Raw genomic sequence first — 15,198 nt, forward strand, 5'->3', positions numbered from 1 at the left:
CCAATGGAACTGAACCCGGCGATTCCGCTGCACTTTATCGACGGCCCGATATTGCTGCGGCTGGGGGCGGCGGCGGTACTGGGCCTGCTGCTCGGCCTCGACCGTGAATTGCGGGGGCATCCGGCTGGCTTGCGGACACACGGCATCCTCTGCTTCACCTGTGCGCTCATGACGATCAGCGCCATCGCCCTGCACAAGCAGTTCATGGATGAAGGCAATATCGACCCGCTTCGCGTGTTCGAGGCTTCCGCCGCCTTCACCGGCATCATCGCCGCCGGCCTCATCGTCTTCAACAAGGGGGAGGTGAAGAATATCACGACCGCCGCCCATATCTGGCTGACCGGCATGACCGGCATCGCCTGCGGCGCGGGACAATGGCCGCTCGTCGTCAGCGCGGCGCTCGTGGCCGTCGTCATGCTGACCCTGCTCGGCTTCGTCGAGCATCGCTGGCTCAAGACCAAGGATGAGGAAGCGGATTGATGGCCGCCGGAAGCCCGCTCGCCCCCTATAATGCCAAGCGCAACTTCTCCCGCACCCGGGAGCCCAAGGGCGTGGTAGCAAAGTCGCGAGGCAACAGCTTCGTCGTTCAGAAACATGCTGCCACCCGGCTCCATTGGGATTTTCGGCTGGAAGTGGATGGCGTGCTTAAAAGCTGGGCCGTTACTAAGGGGCCGAGCCTCGATCCGGCCGACAAGCGGTTGGCGGTCCGCACCGAGGATCATCCCCTCGACTATGGCGATTTCGAAGGCGTGATCCCCAAGGGCGAATATGGCGGCGGCACGGTGATGCTGTGGGATCGGGGTACATGGGAACCGATCAAGGGGAAAAGCGCCAGGGACCTTGAGGAGGGACATCTCCACTTCATCCTCCACGGCGAACGGATGAAGGGCGAATGGCTGCTCGTCCGGATGAAGGGGCGACCGGGCGAGAAGCGCGAGAACTGGCTGCTGCGCAAGGTCGAGGACAAGGACGCCGATCCGGATGGCGCTCTGGTCGACAGGGCGCTCAGCAGTATCCTGACCGGCCGTTCCATGGCGGAGATCGCCGCCGACAAGGATGCCGCCCAGTCCCTCGCCGGTGCCAGCGGAAAGCAGTTCGCGCGGAAGATGCAGGCGGCCCGCGCGCATAACAAGACGGTCGGCCGGAAGGCGCCCAGGCCGGCGGGACGTGCCCCGGCTTTCGTGAAGCCGCAGCTCGCGACGCTGGTGGACGCGGTGCCGACCGGCAATGACTGGCTGCACGAAATCAAGTTCGACGGCTATCGCGCCATGGTCTCGGCGGCGGGAGGCAAGGTCCGCATCTTCACCCGCAACGGCCTCGATTGGACCGACAAATTCCCCGCCCTCGTCCGCAGCCTGGTCGCGCTCGACCTGCCGCCCGCGCTGATCGACGGCGAGATCGTCGCTCTCGATGCGCAGGGTAATCCCAGCTTCTCCGCGCTCCAGGCGATGCTGAAACGCGGGCATGGCGCGGAGAGCCAGGACGCCCCGCTCAGTTTCTTCGCCTTCGACCTGCTCTCGCTTGATGGCATGGACCTCAAATCCCTGACGACCATCGAACGCAAGGAAAGGCTGGAGGCGCTCCTCCATGACGCCCAGTCGCCGCTTCACGTCGCCGACCATGTCCTCGGCGCGGGCGAGCAGCTCTATCGCTCCATGTGCGAAGCAGGGCAGGAAGGCATTATTTCCAAGCGCGCCGACGCGCCCTACCGATCGGCCCGCACCCGAAACTGGGTGAAGGTGAAATGCACGCGGCGGCAGGAATTCATCCTTGTCGGCTGGGTCGAAAGCAACGCCCGCGGCCGACCCTTCCGCTCGCTGCTGCTGGCGCAGAAGGAGGGCAGGGCGCTCGTCTACAAGGGCAAGGTCGGCACGGGCTTCAACAGCGACAGCATGGGCGCACTGGCCGAGGCGATGACCGGTATTTCAACCGACAAGGCGCCGGTCGATGTCCCTGCCGCCGACGCGCGCGGTGTGCGCTGGATCAAGCCGCAACTGGTGGCCGAAATCGCCTTCGCGGAATTCACGGCCGAAGGCCGCGTCCGCCACGGCAGTTTCCTCGGCCTGCGCACCGACAAGAAGGCCAGGGACGTGACACCAGAAAAGCCCGCTCCTGCGCCCGTCCCAAAAAGTGCGATCAGGATCAGCAATCGCGATCGCGTCATCTTTCCCGTCAGCGGCCAGACCAAGGGGCAGCTCGCCGACTATTATGTCCGCATCGCGCCGCTCATGCTTCCCTTCGCCGCTAACCGTCCGATCAGCCTGGTCCGCTGCCCGCAGGGCAGGGCGAAGAAATGCTTTTTCCAAAAGCATGACAGCGGGGCTTTCGGTAAGGCGGTGCATCAGGTGTCGATCCGCGAGAAGAGTGGTGGCGCGGAAGACTATCTTTATGTCGAGAATGCCGATGGTCTGCTCGCCTGCGTCCAGATGGGGACGATCGAATTCCATGGCTGGGCCAGCCGCGCCGATGCTGTGGAGCGGCCCGATCGGCTGATCTTCGACCTCGATCCCGACGAGGGCATGGATTTCGACCGGGTAAAGCGCGCCGCGATCGACATACGCGACGCCTTGAGCGATCTCGGCCTCGTTTCCTTCGCGATGCTCTCCGGCGGGAAGGGTATCCATGTGGTGGTGCCGCTGACCCCCGGTCATGACTGGGCCCCGCACAAGGATTTCGCCTCGCGCTTTGCCCAGGCGTTGAGTGCTGCAGAACCCGATCGCTTCGTTGCGACCATGAGCAAGGCCAAGCGCAAGGACCGTATCTTCATCGACTGGCTGCGCAACCAGCGCGGCAGCACTGCCATCCTGCCCTATTCGGTGCGCGCCCGACCCGACGCCCCGGTCGCGGTGCCGATCGAATGGGACGAAATGGACAGCATCAAGGACGCCCATCCCTATGGAATCGACGATGTCGAAACCCTGCTCGACCGGGCGAGCGCACTCAAGGGCTGGGGCTTCGCCGCCCAGCGCCTCCCCGACATTTGAAATTCAGCCGCCGATCTGCGCCAGCCAGTCGTTCAGATTGTAATGATTGCTCACACGCGCGATCCTGCCGTCGCGAAAGGCGAAGAAGGTGCCGACCCGCAGGCGATAGCCTTGTCCCGAAGCTGGCGGCAGATCGCCGTCGGTCGACAGATAGGTTCCGCTGAGATCGAATTCCGCCGCGCCGCGCGATCCGTCCTCGCTTGCCATGAACACCGGATCATGCACCGTTTCGCGATAGCAGCGGTTCATATGGTCCAGAAAGGCGCGGAACTGCTCCCGGCCTTGGCGCGGTGCGCCCTGGCTAGGTTCGTGCAACACATCGTCGGTCAGCAGGGCAGCCATGCCGTCCCAGTCGCCCGCGTTGAACATCTCGTAATAGCTTGCCAGCAGGGCCAGGCTCATGGCTCGCTCCGATCGAGAGAAGGGGAAGGGTCAGAGTCGCGCCGCGTGCCAGCGCAGATGATCCTCCATGAAGGTCGAGATGAAATAATAGCTATGGTCGTAGCCGGGCCGGAGACGAAGGCTGAGGTCGATGCCCGCCTTGGCGCAAGCTGCTTCCAGCAGCTCGGGCTTCAGCTGCTCGGCCAGGAACGCGTCCGCTTCGCCCTGATCGACGAGCAAGCCGGGCACGCGGGCGCCGTCCTCGATCAATGCCACTGCATCATGCCTGCGCCAGGCCGCCGCATCGTCGCCCAGATAGCCGCCCAGCGCCTTTCTTCCCCAGGGCACCTGGCCGGGCGCGACGATCGGGGCGAAGGCGGACACCGCCTTGAAGCGGCCGGGGAAATTGAGGCCGATGGTCAGCGCGCCATGGCCGCCCATGGAGTGGCCCATGATCGATTGGCGATCCATGTCGGCGATCGGAAACTCCGCCGCGATCAGCGCGGGCAGTTCCTCCGTCACATAGGACCACATGCGATAATGGGTCGCGAAGGGTGCTTGCGTCGCGTCGACATAGAAGCCCGCGCCCAGGCCGAAATCATAGGCGCCCGCCGGGTCGTCCGCCACGCCTTCTCCGCGAGGGGACGTGTCGGGCGCGACGAAGATCAGGCCGAGTTCCGCACAGGCCCGGCGAAACTCGCCCTTTTCGGTCACATTGGCGTGGGTGCAGGTGAGGCCGGACAGATACCAGACGACCGGCAGCCTGGCGCCCGCTTCATGCGGCGGGACATAGACCGAGAAGGTCATGTCCGTGCCGGTGGCCGCGGAGGCATGGCGATAGACGCCCTGCTCGCCGCCGAACGCGCGGTTGGCGGAGATCGTCTCCATCAGAAGACGACGACCGAACGGATGCTCTCGCCGGCGTGCATCAGGTCGAAGCCCTTGTTGATCTCCTCCAGCGTCAGAACGTGGGTAATCATCGGGTCGATCTCGATCTTGCCGTTCATGTACCAGTCGACGATCTTGGGCACGTCGGTCCGGCCCTTTGCGCCGCCAAAGGCCGTCCCCTTCCACACCCGGCCGGTGACGAGCTGGAACGGACGGGTGCTGATTTCCTTGCCCGCCTCCGCGACGCCGATGATGATGCTCTCGCCCCAGCCGCGATGGCAGCATTCGAGGGCGGTGCGCATCACTTCGGTATTGCCGGTCGCGTCGAAGCTGTAATCGGCGCCGCCATCGGTTACTTCCAGGATCTTCGCGATGGTCTCCTCGCGCGACAGGCCCTTGGTGTTGATGAAATGGGTCATGCCGAACTTGCGGCCCCATGCCTCGCGGTCGGCGTTGATGTCGATGCCGATGATCTTGTCTGCCCCGACCATCTTGGCGCCCTGGATGACGTTGAGGCCGATGCCGCCAAGGCCGAACACGACGACATTCTCGCCCGCCTGCACCTTCGCGGTGTTGACGACAGCGCCCACGCCCGTGGTCACGCCGCAGCCGATATAGCAACTCGACTGGAAGGGCGCGTCCTCGCGGATCTTTGCCACCGCGATCTCCGGCAATACGGTGAAATTGGAGAAGGTCGAGCAGCCCATATAATGAAAGATGGGTTGGCCCTTGTAGCTGAAGCGCGTCGTGCCGTCCGGCATCAGCCCCTTGCCCTGCGTTGCGCGGATCGCTGTGCAGAGGTTGGTCTTGCCCGACAGGCAGCTTTTGCACTGGCGGCATTCGGGGGTGTAGAGCGGGATGACATGATCGCCCGGCTTCACGCTGGTGACGCCCCCGCCGACTTCGCGCACGATGCCCGCGCCTTCATGGCCCAGCACTGAGGGGAAGATGCCCTCGCTGTCGAACCCGTCCAGCGTGTAGGCGTCGGTATGGCAGATACCCGTCGCCATGATCTCGACCAGAACCTCGCCCGCCTTGGGGCCTTCCAGGTCCAGTTCCACGATCTCCAGTGGCTTCTTGGCTTGGAACGCGACGGCGGCGCGGGTCTTCATGCTCTGTCTCCTGATGGCGTGGGGAGGATCTAGCATTTCTGCTGTTCGGTGATAAAGGGTGCGTTCGGGCAAAACTTTATAACCATGCAGTGATAATGATGGATGGCTGGGCAGGAATCGATGAATTTGTCGCCGCTGCGCTGGCAGGCTCCTTTTCGGCGGCCGCGATCAAGCGCGGATGTTCCGTCACCCATATCAGCCGGTCCATCGCGCGGCTGGAAAAGCGGCTCGACGCGCAGCTGTTCCACCGGACGACGCGGCGGGTGACACTGACCGACACGGGCCGGACCTTCCTGCGTCACTGCGAGAGGCTGGTGGCGGAGCGGGAGGAGGCGATCGCCTCCGTCACCGCGACGGGGGAGCCGCAAGGGGCGCTGCGCATCACCTGCTCGACCGCGATGGGGGAATTGTTCGTGGCGCCGATCGTCAATCGCTATGTGGCGGCCCATCCGCGCCTCAGCGTCACGATGGAACTGACCAACCGGCTGGTCGATCTTGTGGGAGACGGGTTCGATCTCGCGATCCGAACCGGGGAAATGGCCGATTCGCAGCTGATCCGTACCCGTATCGCCTCGAGGTCGCTCTATAGTTGCGCCTCGCCGACCTATCTCGACCGGCGTGGCCGGCCGCGGACGCCGCAGGAACTGGCGGGACATGACTGCCTGCTGGGATCGGCCTCGACCTGGCATTTCTCCGTCGAGGGTCGCGACGTCATCCATAGGCCGCAGGGTCGGCTGCGCGTCAACAGCGGCCGCGCCGTGCTGGACGCGGCGGTGGAGGGCATGGGCATCTGCCAGCTCCCGGAATTCTATGTCCTGCCCCATTTGCGGACCGGCGCGCTGGAACTGGTGCTGGCTGATGTCCGGCCGCAGGATGAACCGATCTGGGCGGTCTATCCGCAGCGGCGGCACCTCTCGCCCAAGGTCACGGCGCTGGTCGCGCTGCTGCGCCGCGAATTGCCGCTGGCGCTTAGCGCGGGCTAGTGCGCCGGCGGACCGGGCCGCTTCACCTTCTTGAGCTGCCGGATGCCCATCCACACGGCCAGCACGATAGCCGGGATCAACGCGACGTCGATCCATCCGGGCAGATGCGCGCCCTCATGCTCCAGCGCCTCCTTCAGGTGATGCCACAACCCTAGCGCATAGTAGCTGACCGCCACCACCGACAGCCCCTCGACCGTATGCTGCAACCGCAGTTGCAGTCCGGTACGCCGATCCATCGACGCGAGCAGGTCGCGGTTGCGGCGGGCCAGCGCCGTGTCGACGCGGGTGCGCAGCATCGCGCTGGTCCAGGCGGCGCGCTGCGACAGATCCTCCAGCCGGCGCGAAAATGCGTCGCAGGTCCGCATCGCGGGCAGCAGTCGCCGCTCGGTGAAATCGTCCAGCGACCCATAGCCGCGCACCGGCGCCACCTTCAGGCTGTGGATGCGATCAAGGCAGATTTGTGCATAGGCGCTCGTCGCGCTCATCCGGTAGCGGGTGCTGGCCAGCGTCTGAGCCAACTGGGCGCTCAGCGCCGACAGCGCCTCCAAAACCGTATCGGCATCGGCGTCCGGCTGTGCGACCCGTGCGGTGATGTCGGTCAGCTGTTGCTCCAGCGCCGTCAGCAGCGGCGTGGCCGCCTGCGCCTCTGGCAGGCCAAGCAGCGCCATTTTGCGATAATTACCCAATTCCTGGAGGCGCTGGACCAGTTGCGCCATTTCGATGCCTTCCAGCCCCTTGTCCTGGATCAGCAACCGGCCGAACCCGTCTTCATGCAGGCGGAAATCGCTCCAGATGCGCGCACGCCCTTCGGCCACGTCGGATATGACCAAGTCGTCGGCGGCGAAATGGGCAGCGATAGTCGCCGGATCGGGCGTGCTGGCGACCAGCGCGATCTGGGTCGACCGGATGACCTGACCGGGCAATTGCGCGATCCATTCGGCCCCCCTCGCAAAGGATGCCAGGTCGAACAACTTGCCCTTGCCGGGGGCGAGGAAGCTGTAGGTCATGAACTCGCTGTGCCGTTCCCACGTGAAGATGAGGTCGCCCAGCGCGCAGGTGAGAAAGCGGTCGCTTGGCGCGATCGACGCTCCGTAAGGAGCGAGCAGGATGGCCAACTTCGTCAGGACATCTGCCGCTTCTGGCGGATCGACCAGAAGCACAAGCTGGATCGCGCGGGCCGGAGCGGCGAGCCGCGGCGTCTTGCGCACATGCATTTCGCGAGAGAGCGAGGCGCGATGCCGATGGCTTCGCTCGATCAATCCCGTAAAGCCCGCTGTCTCAGCCATCCCGTACCCCTTCGGCCTCCTTTATTTACTCCGACAATTGCTGCGAGGCAATGGCTCAGGCGTCTTCGTAGAGTTCGAGCGGCAGGCCATCGGGATCGGCGAAGAACGTGAAGCGCTGGCCGGTATATTCATCGACGCGGATGGGTTCGCATTCGATACCATGATCGGCGAGTCGGGCGACTTCCACGTCGATATCGGCGACCATGAAGGATAGGTGGCGCAGTCCGCAGGCTTCCGGGCGCGACGGGCGGGCCGGCGGCGAGGGAAACGAAAAAAGCTCGATTTGCGCGTTCCCGACGTCGATATCGCATTTCCAGCTGTCCCGGGCCTCCCGATATACTTCGCGGATGATCGGAAAGCCCAGGATCTGGGTGTAGAAATGGCGCGATCGTGGATAGTCCGAGCCGATGATGGCGATATGGTGGACGCCGCGCAGCCCCATTGATTAACGCTCGATCTGGCTGACGTCGCGCACTGCGCCCTTGGCGGCGTTGGTGGTCATTGCGGCATAGGCGCGCAGGGCAGGCGAGACTTCGCGCTTGCGGCCCAGCGGTTTCCACGCCCTGGCGCCGCGCGCCTCCATCTCGGCGCGGCGGGCGTCCAATATGCTGTCGTCCAGATCGACCCTGATGACGCGGGCGGGGATGTCGATGACGATCGGGTCGCCGGTCTGTACCAGCGCGATCAGGCCGCCTTCCGCCGCCTCGGGCGACACATGGCCGATCGACAGGCCCGACGTCCCGCCGGAAAAGCGCCCATCGGTGATGAGCGCGCAGGCCTTGCCCAGTCCCTTCGACTTGAGATAGCTGGTCGGATAGAGCATTTCCTGCATCCCCGGACCGCCCTTCGGCCCTTCATAGCGGATGACGACGACGTCGTTCGCCTTGACTTCGTTGCCCAAAATGCCCGCGACGGCGGCGTCCTGGCTTTCATAGACGCGCGCGGTACCATGGAAGACGAGGATGCTCTCGTCCACGCCCGCGGTCTTCACGATACAGCCTTCGGGCGCGAGATTGCCGAACAGGACGGCGAGGCCCCCATCCTTGGAAAAGGCGTGCTCAGCCGATCGGATCACGCCCTTCTCCCGGTCTGTGTCGAGATCCTCCCACCGTTCCGACTGGCTGAACGCGGTCTGGGTCGGCACGCCGCCCGGCGCGGCGCGGTAGAAGTTGCGGACCTCTTCGCTGTTGGTGCGGCCAATGTCCCAGCGGGCCAGTGCATCAGCCATGGTGCGGCTGTGAACAGTCGGCAGGCTCGCGTCGATCAGGCCGGCGCGCTCCAGTTCGCCCAGGATCGCCATGATGCCGCCGGCGCGGTGGACATCCTCCATGTGGACGTCATTCTTGGCCGGCGCGACCTTGCAAAGGCACGGCACGCGGCGCGACAGCCGGTCGATGTCGGCCATTGTAAAGTCGATCCCGCCTTCATAAGCGGCGGCGAGCAGGTGCAGTACCGTATTGGAGGATCCGCCCATGGCGATGTCCAGGCTCATCGCATTTTCGAACGCGGCGAAATTGGCGATGCTGCGCGGCAGGACGCTCTCGTCGTCCTGCTCATAATAGCGCTTGGTGATGTCGACGATAACATGGCCGGCTTCGCGGAACAGGCGCTCGCGGTCCGAGTGGGTCGCCAGCGTCGAACCATTGCCCGGCAGCGACAGGCCCAGCGCTTCGGTCAGGCAGTTCATCGAATTGGCGGTGAACATGCCCGAACAACTCCCGCAGGTCGGGCAGGCGGAGCGCTCGATCGTCTGCACTTCCTCGTCGGTATAGCTCTCGTCGGCGGCGACCACCATCGCATCGACCAGGTCGAGCGCGACCTTCTTGCCGCGCACGACCGTCTTGCCCGCTTCCATCGGCCCGCCCGACACGAAGACAACGGGGATGTTGAGGCGCATCGCGGCCATCAACATGCCGGGCGTGATCTTGTCGCAGTTGGAGATGCAGACGATCGCATCCGCGCAATGGGCGTTGACCATATATTCGACGCTGTCGGCGATCAGGTCGCGGCTGGGCAGCGAATAGAGCATCCCGCCATGGCCCATGGCGATGCCGTCATCGACCGCGATGGTGTTGAATTCCTTGGCGACGCCGCCCGCCGCTTCGATCTCGCGCGCCACGAGCTGGCCCAGATCCTTGAGGTGGACATGGCCCGGCACGAACTGGGTGAATGAATTGGCAATCGCGATGATCGGCTTGCCGAAATCCTCGTCCTTCATCCCCGTCGCGCGCCACAGGCCGCGCGCGCCCGCCATGTTGCGGCCATGGGTGGTGGTACGGGAACGATAGGCAGGCATGACTCGGGTCCTTCAGGCAAAACTCGCGGCCCCTCTACAGGCTGGGGCCGGCCTGTGGAACATATTATTCCTTTTATGGAGTCATTGCGCCATTTTCTTGCGCCATCCTCTTGGGTTCAGGCGCCGCTGCCCTGGAGCAGCGCCATGCGCAGGCATTGGCACACAACCTCGTCGCGCTGGTTGAGCAGGCGATGGGTGAAGGTGACGATGCCCGCGCCGGGGCGCGACTTGCTGGGCTTAAGGTCGGTGACCTCGGTTTCGCAGCGCAGCGTGTCGCCGATGAAGACCGGCTTGGGCATGACCAGCTTGTCATAGCCCAGATTGGCGACCAGCGTGCCGAGCGTCGTGTCGCCGACCGACAGGCCGATCATCAGCGCGAAGGTGAAGGTGCCGTTGACGAGGATCTGGCCGAACTCGCTGGCCTTTGCGAACTCGGCGTCGAGATGCAGCGGCTGGGGATTGTGGGTCATCGTCGTGAAGAGGAGATTGTCCGTCTCCGTCACGGTGCGGCGTATGTCATGGGCGACGGTGTCGCCTATCATCCATTGATCGAAATGTCGTCCGGCCATAGCTGTTACTCTGGAATTGAAATTTCAGTCGTGATCGTCAATCTTCACGATCTTCGCCAGCAGCACGCCTTCGCTGACCTGTCCGCCTTCTTCGGCGTCGAGTTCCGCAACGATGCCCTCGAACGGCGCGATCAGACTATGCTCCATCTTCATGGCCTCGAGCGTCAACAATTTATGCCCCTTGGCGACCTTGTCCCCGGCCGCCACCATGACGGCGATGATGCGGCCGGGCATGGGTGAGAGGATCGCCCCGTCCGATGCGGCGCCCGATGCCGCGCCCGACACCCTGATCGGTTCTACACGCCATGTCTGCCCCTCCTCGCTCAGCCAGGAAGCGCACGGTGGTTCCACAGGACCGGCAAGCGGCGTCTGGTACACATGGTCGAAGATCGGCATGTGGACGGGCATGGTTTGCCCATTGACGGCAATTATGATGCGCTGCTGCGTGGGCGCATTCAGGCGGAACCCTGCCAGCGCCTGCCGACCATATTGCTGTGCGGCGTCCGACAGGGCTTCGTCGGAAGGCATGGACGGCGGCATCAAGGAATCGCCTGCCCGCTCGATCAGGCCCGTGTCGACCGACCCTGAAACAAAATCCGGATGATCCAGCAGCTTCATGAGGAACGCGCTGTTGGTTCGCACCGGCCAGATACTACTGTCGTTCAGCGCGCGGATCAGATCCTCTCTCGCGCCTTCGCGGTGGCTTCCATGGGCGATCATCTTGGCGATCATCGGATCGTAGAAGGGTGAAATGGTCGCGCCCTGATATACGCCCGTGTCGATGCGGACGCTGCCGTCGAGTTCGAACTGCTCCAGCCGGCCGGTCGAAGGCAGGAATCCCTTGGCGGGATCTTCCGCATAGAGGCGCGCCTCGATCGCATGGCCGTTGATGGACAGCTCCTGCTGCTTCTTCGGCAGGGGTTCGCCCGCAGCGACGCGGAGCTGCCATTCGACCAGATCCTGCCCCGTAATTTCCTCCGTCACGGGATGTTCGACCTGAAGCCTTGTGTTCATTTCCATGAACCACACACGATCGGCCTTGAGATATCCGGCCGACCCGTCGGCGATGAACTCGATCGTCCCCGCGCCCACATAGTTGACTGCTCTAGCCGCGCGCACGGCCGCATCGCAGATCGCGGCGCGGGTAAATTCGGTCATGCCCGGCGCGGGGGCTTCCTCGATCACCTTCTGATGGCGGCGCTGGAGCGAACAGTCGCGTTCGAACAGATGGACGATGTTGCGATGACGGTCACCGAACACCTGCACCTCGATATGGCGCGGGTTGGTGATCCATTTTTCCAGCAGGACCGCATCATTGCCGAAGCTGGAGGCCGCCTCGCGCCGGCAGGATGCGAGTGCGTCGGCAAAGTCGCCGGCGTTGTCCACCTTGCGCATCCCCTTGCCGCCGCCACCGGCCACCGCCTTTATGAGGACGGGATAGCCGATCGCTTCGGCTTCCGCCGCGAGCCGTTCGGGCGACTGGTCCTCGCCCAGATAGCCCGGCGTGGTCGGAACGCCCGCGTCCTGCATCAGCTTCTTGGCTGCATCCTTGAGGCCCATGGCGGTGATGCTCGACGGGTCGGGTCCGACCCAGATGAGACCGGCGTCGATGACTGCCTGGGCGAACTCGGCATTTTCGCTGAGGAAGCCATAGCCGGGATGGATCGCCCGGGCCCCAGTGGCCCTGGCGGCGGCGATGATCTTCTCGCCGACCAGATAGGATTCGCGCGCAGGAGAGGGGCCGATATGTACGGCGTCGTCAGCGAAACGGACATGCAGGGCATTGGCGTCGGCATCCGAATAGACGGCAATGGTGCGAATGCCCATGCGGCGCGCCGTGCGGATGATCCGGCAGGCGATCTCGCCACGATTGGCGATGAGAAGGGAAGAGATCATCCGCATTACATCCTGAAAATGCCGAATTGCGCCCGTTCTTCCACCGGCGCGTTCAGCGCCGCGGCGAAGGCGAGGCCGAGGACGTCGCGCGTCTGAACCGGGTCGATGACGCCGTCGTCCCACAGCCGCGCGGTGGCGTAATAGGGATTGCCTTCATGCTCATATTTCTGGCGGATCGGCGCCTTGAAGGCTTCGGCCTCGTCCGGCGTCCATTTGGCCGCATCGCGGTGAACGGTTGCCAGCACGCTTGCTGCCTGCTCTCCGCCCATCACGCTGATCCGGGCGTTGGGCCAGGTGAAGAGGAAGCGCGGCTGATAGGCCCTACCGCACATGCCGTAATTGCCCGCGCCGAAGCTGCCGCCGATCAGCACGGTGACCTTGGGTACCTGCGCCGTAGCGACGGCGGTGACGAGCTTGGCGCCATTCTTGGCGATGCCCTCCGCCTCATATTTGCCGCCGACCATGAAGCCTGAGATATTCTGGAGGAAGAGAAGGGGAATGCGGCGCTGGCAGGCCAGTTCGATGAAATGCGCGCCCTTGAGTGCACTTTCGCTGAAAAGTACGCCGTTATTGGCCAGGATCGCGACCGGCATCCCCCAGATATGGGCGAAGCCGCAGACCAAAGTCGTGCCATAGAGCGGCTTGAACTCGTGGAATTCGCTGGCGTCGACGATGCGGGCGATGATTTCGCGTACATCATAGGGGGCGCGGACATCGTCGGGGATGATGCCGTAGAGATCAATGGCGTCATATCTGGGCGGGCGGGGATCGCGCAGGTTGAGATCGGCTTTGCGATCGGGCTGGAGCGTCGATACGATGTCGCGCACGATGGTGATCGCATGGTCGTCATTTTCCGCGACATGGTCGACCACGCCCGACTTGCGGCCATGCAGGTCGCCGCCGCCCAGATCCTCGGCCGATATGATTTCGCCGGTGGCGGCCTGCACCAGCGGCGGACCGGCAAGGAAGATGGTGCCCTGATTGCGCACGATCACCGTCTCGTCCGACATGGCGGGGACATAGGCGCCGCCCGCCGTGCAACTCCCCATGACGCAGGCGATCTGGGGGATGCCCCGCGCGCTGAGGTTCGCCTGATTGTAGAAGATGCGGCCGAAATGGTCGCGGTCGGGAAACACCTCCGCCTGGTTGGGCAGGTTGGCGCCGCCGCTGTCGACCAGATAGATGCAGGGCAGGCGGTTTTCGAGCGCTATTTCCTGCGCACGCAGATGCTTCTTGACGCTCAGCGGATAATAGGTGCCGCCCTTTACCGTGGCGTCGTTGCACGCGACCATCACCTGTCGCCCCGACACGCGGCCGATGCCGGCTATGATGCCGGCGCCGGGCACTTCATCATGATACATGCCATTGGCCGCGAGTTGGCCGATTTCCAGGAATGGCGAGCCGGGATCGAGCAGCCGCTCGACCCGGTCGCGGGGCAGCAGCTTGCCGCGCGCGACATGCTTCTCGCGGGCGGCGTGTGATCCCCCCCGCGCGGCGGCTGCGACTTTTTCGCGCAATTCCTCCGCCAGCGCGCGGTTGTGCGCGGCATTGGCGCGGAAGCTCTCGCTGTCGGGCGCCAGCTTGGTGTCGAGGACAGGGGCGGTCATGCGCCGATCAACTCGCGACCGATGAGCATCCGGCGAATCTCGTTGGTGCCTGCTCCGATGTCCAGCAGCTTGGCGTCGCGCATATAGCGTTCGACCGGCCAGTCCTTGGTGTAGCCCGCGCCGCCCAGCGCCTGTACCGCATCCAGCGCGACCTTCATCGCATTCTCCGATGCCAGCAGGATCGCGCCAGCGGCGTCGAAGCGGGTCGTCTTTCCGGCGTCACAGGCGCGAGCGACCGCATAGACATAGGCGCGCGCCGAATTGAGCGCGACATACATGTCGGCGACCTTGGCCTGCATAAGCTGGAAGGCGCCGATCGGCTTTCCGAACTGCTGGCGTTCGCGGACATAGGGGACGACAGTGTCGAGACAGGCTTGCATGATGCCAAGCTGAATGCCGGCAAGAACGGTGCGTTCATAGTCCAGCCCCGACATCAGGATGGCCGCGCCGTCATTGAGCGCCCCCATGATATTCTCTTCCGGCACCTCGCAATCGTCGAAGATCAGCTCGGCGGTGGGAGAGCCGCGCATCCCCATCTTGTCGATCTTCTGCCCGATGGAAAAGCCCTTCATATCCTTCTCGATCAGGAAGGTGGTGATGCCTTTCGATCCTTCGCCGGTCTTGGCGTAGACGACCAGCGTGTCGGCATAGGCGGCATTGGTGATCCAGAACTTCGTGCCGTTGAGGATGTAGCGATCGCCCTTCCTTTCCGCCTTCAGCTTCATCGAAACGACGTCGGACCCGGCTCCTGCCTCCGACATGGCGAGGCTGCCGACATGCTCGCCGGAGATGAGTCTCGGCAGGTAGCGCGCCTTCTGCTCCGCATTGCCCCAGCGGCGGATCTGGTTGACGCAGAGGTTCGAGTGGGCGCCGTAGGAAAGGCCGATCGAGGCGGAGGCGCGAGCGACTTCCTCCTGCGCGACGACATGCTCCAGATAGCCGAGGCCCAGGCCGCCAAACGCCTCCTCGACGGTGATCCCGTGCAGGCCGAGTGCGCCCATTTCGGGCCAGAGTTCGCGGGGAAACCAGTCCTTCGCGTCGATCTCCGCTGCGAGCGGGGCAATCCGGTCGGCAGCGAAGCGGGCGGTGCTGTCGCGGATCATGTCCGCGGTCTCGCCCAGGGCGAAGTCGAAATTGCTCATTGGCCTCTCCTTTGCCCGTCAGGCTAACAAAGCGGCCAGCCAAATCAAAATTGA

General features: G+C 64.2%; 13 protein-coding genes. 3 read left to right on the forward strand and 10 right to left on the reverse strand.

The features are described from left to right. The first annotated feature begins 3 nt into the window (after positions 1–3). Positions 4–480: an MgtC/SapB family protein gene (locus tag K3M67_RS16395; RefSeq protein WP_285833450.1), complete on the forward strand. Its 477-nt coding sequence runs from the start codon at positions 4–6 to the stop codon at positions 478–480. After that, entirely contained in the window at positions 480–2,984 is a 2,505-nt protein-coding gene (gene ligD, locus K3M67_RS16400) for a DNA ligase D (protein ID WP_285833451.1), read from the forward strand. The genes K3M67_RS16395 and ligD overlap by 1 nt, the downstream gene beginning before the upstream one ends. A gap of 3 nt (positions 2,985–2,987) precedes the next feature. On the opposite strand, the gene K3M67_RS16405 is transcribed toward ligD, so the two are convergent. From K3M67_RS16405 to K3M67_RS16415, 3 genes are read right to left on the reverse strand one after another with little or no spacing between them, the layout of a single operon-like run. Next, positions 2,988–3,386, reverse strand: coding sequence for a ketosteroid isomerase-related protein (locus tag K3M67_RS16405; protein ID WP_285833452.1), 399 nt, complete (start codon positions 3,384–3,386; stop codon positions 2,988–2,990). A gap of 30 nt (positions 3,387–3,416) precedes the next feature. After that, a complete protein-coding gene (gene fghA, locus K3M67_RS16410; RefSeq protein WP_285833453.1) occupies positions 3,417–4,253 on the reverse strand; it encodes an S-formylglutathione hydrolase in 837 nt (278 codons plus the stop codon). Then, positions 4,253–5,365: an S-(hydroxymethyl)glutathione dehydrogenase/class III alcohol dehydrogenase gene (locus K3M67_RS16415; protein WP_285833454.1), complete on the reverse strand. Its 1,113-nt coding sequence runs from the start codon at positions 5,363–5,365 to the stop codon at positions 4,253–4,255. Before K3M67_RS16415 ends, fghA begins: the two co-directional genes overlap by 1 nt. Positions 5,366–5,463: 98 nt before the next feature. On the opposite strand from K3M67_RS16415, the gene K3M67_RS16420 reads away from it, so the two are divergent. Beyond that, positions 5,464–6,348 carry a LysR family transcriptional regulator gene (locus K3M67_RS16420; RefSeq protein ID WP_066859049.1) on the forward strand — a complete coding sequence of 295 codons (885 nt, stop codon included), beginning with the start codon at positions 5,464–5,466 and terminating at the stop codon, positions 6,346–6,348. Here K3M67_RS16420 and K3M67_RS16425 read toward each other — a convergent pair. The 7 genes from K3M67_RS16425 to K3M67_RS16455 all read right to left on the reverse strand — a co-directional run bounded on the left by K3M67_RS16425 (position 6,345) and on the right by K3M67_RS16455 (position 15,144). Further along, positions 6,345–7,634, reverse strand: a complete 1,290-nt coding sequence (locus K3M67_RS16425; protein WP_285833455.1) for a DUF3422 domain-containing protein — start codon at positions 7,632–7,634, stop codon at positions 6,345–6,347. The two genes, K3M67_RS16420 and K3M67_RS16425, sit on opposite strands and share 4 nt — an antisense overlap. Before the next feature lie 55 nt (positions 7,635–7,689). After that, positions 7,690–8,076, reverse strand: coding sequence for an SMU1112c/YaeR family gloxylase I-like metalloprotein (gloA2, locus tag K3M67_RS16430; RefSeq protein ID WP_285833456.1), 387 nt, complete (start codon positions 8,074–8,076; stop codon positions 7,690–7,692). A gap of 3 nt (positions 8,077–8,079) precedes the next feature. Next, a complete protein-coding gene (gene ilvD / locus K3M67_RS16435) occupies positions 8,080–9,930 on the reverse strand; it encodes a dihydroxy-acid dehydratase (protein WP_285833457.1) in 1,851 nt (616 codons plus the stop codon). Between the two features lie 116 nt (positions 9,931–10,046). Then, a complete protein-coding gene (locus K3M67_RS16440) occupies positions 10,047–10,499 on the reverse strand; it encodes a MaoC family dehydratase (RefSeq protein WP_066858924.1) in 453 nt (150 codons plus the stop codon). 24 nt (positions 10,500–10,523) lie between these two features. Continuing rightward, positions 10,524–12,395: an acetyl-CoA carboxylase biotin carboxylase subunit gene (locus tag K3M67_RS16445; RefSeq protein ID WP_285833458.1), complete on the reverse strand. Its 1,872-nt coding sequence runs from the start codon at positions 12,393–12,395 to the stop codon at positions 10,524–10,526. 5 nt (positions 12,396–12,400) lie between these two features. Next, the gene (locus K3M67_RS16450; protein WP_066858925.1) at positions 12,401–14,002 is read right to left on the reverse strand and encodes a carboxyl transferase domain-containing protein; all 1,602 of its coding nucleotides are present in this window, start codon (positions 14,000–14,002) and stop codon (positions 12,401–12,403) included. Next, positions 13,999–15,144 (reverse strand): isovaleryl-CoA dehydrogenase, encoded by a 1,146-nt coding sequence (locus K3M67_RS16455; RefSeq protein ID WP_066858926.1) that lies wholly within the window; start codon positions 15,142–15,144, stop codon positions 13,999–14,001. Before K3M67_RS16455 ends, K3M67_RS16450 begins: the two co-directional genes overlap by 4 nt. Positions 15,145–15,198 lie beyond the last annotated feature (54 nt).

This window comes from Sphingobium sp. V4 (assembly GCF_029590555.1).
Taxonomy (GTDB): domain Bacteria; phylum Pseudomonadota; class Alphaproteobacteria; order Sphingomonadales; family Sphingomonadaceae; genus Sphingobium.

Coding starts and splice junctions, on each gene's coding strand:
- K3M67_RS16395 (WP_285833450.1), top strand. CDS start 4: ATGGAACTGAACCCGGCGATTCCGCTGCACTTTATCGACGGCCCGATA.
- ligD (WP_285833451.1), top strand. CDS start 480: ATGGCCGCCGGAAGCCCGCTCGCCCCCTATAATGCCAAGCGCAACTTC.
- K3M67_RS16405 (WP_285833452.1), bottom strand. CDS start 3,386: ATGAGCCTGGCCCTGCTGGCAAGCTATTACGAGATGTTCAACGCGGGC.
- fghA (WP_285833453.1), bottom strand. CDS start 4,253: ATGGAGACGATCTCCGCCAACCGCGCGTTCGGCGGCGAGCAGGGCGTC.
- K3M67_RS16415 (WP_285833454.1), bottom strand. CDS start 5,365: ATGAAGACCCGCGCCGCCGTCGCGTTCCAAGCCAAGAAGCCACTGGAG.
- K3M67_RS16420 (WP_066859049.1), top strand. CDS start 5,464: ATGGATGGCTGGGCAGGAATCGATGAATTTGTCGCCGCTGCGCTGGCA.
- K3M67_RS16425 (WP_285833455.1), bottom strand. CDS start 7,634: ATGGCTGAGACAGCGGGCTTTACGGGATTGATCGAGCGAAGCCATCGG.
- gloA2 (WP_285833456.1), bottom strand. CDS start 8,076: ATGGGGCTGCGCGGCGTCCACCATATCGCCATCATCGGCTCGGACTAT.
- ilvD (WP_285833457.1), bottom strand. CDS start 9,930: ATGCCTGCCTATCGTTCCCGTACCACCACCCATGGCCGCAACATGGCG.
- K3M67_RS16440 (WP_066858924.1), bottom strand. CDS start 10,499: ATGGCCGGACGACATTTCGATCAATGGATGATAGGCGACACCGTCGCC.
- K3M67_RS16445 (WP_285833458.1), bottom strand. CDS start 12,395: ATGATCTCTTCCCTTCTCATCGCCAATCGTGGCGAGATCGCCTGCCGG.
- K3M67_RS16450 (WP_066858925.1), bottom strand. CDS start 14,002: ATGACCGCCCCTGTCCTCGACACCAAGCTGGCGCCCGACAGCGAGAGC.
- K3M67_RS16455 (WP_066858926.1), bottom strand. CDS start 15,144: ATGAGCAATTTCGACTTCGCCCTGGGCGAGACCGCGGACATGATCCGC.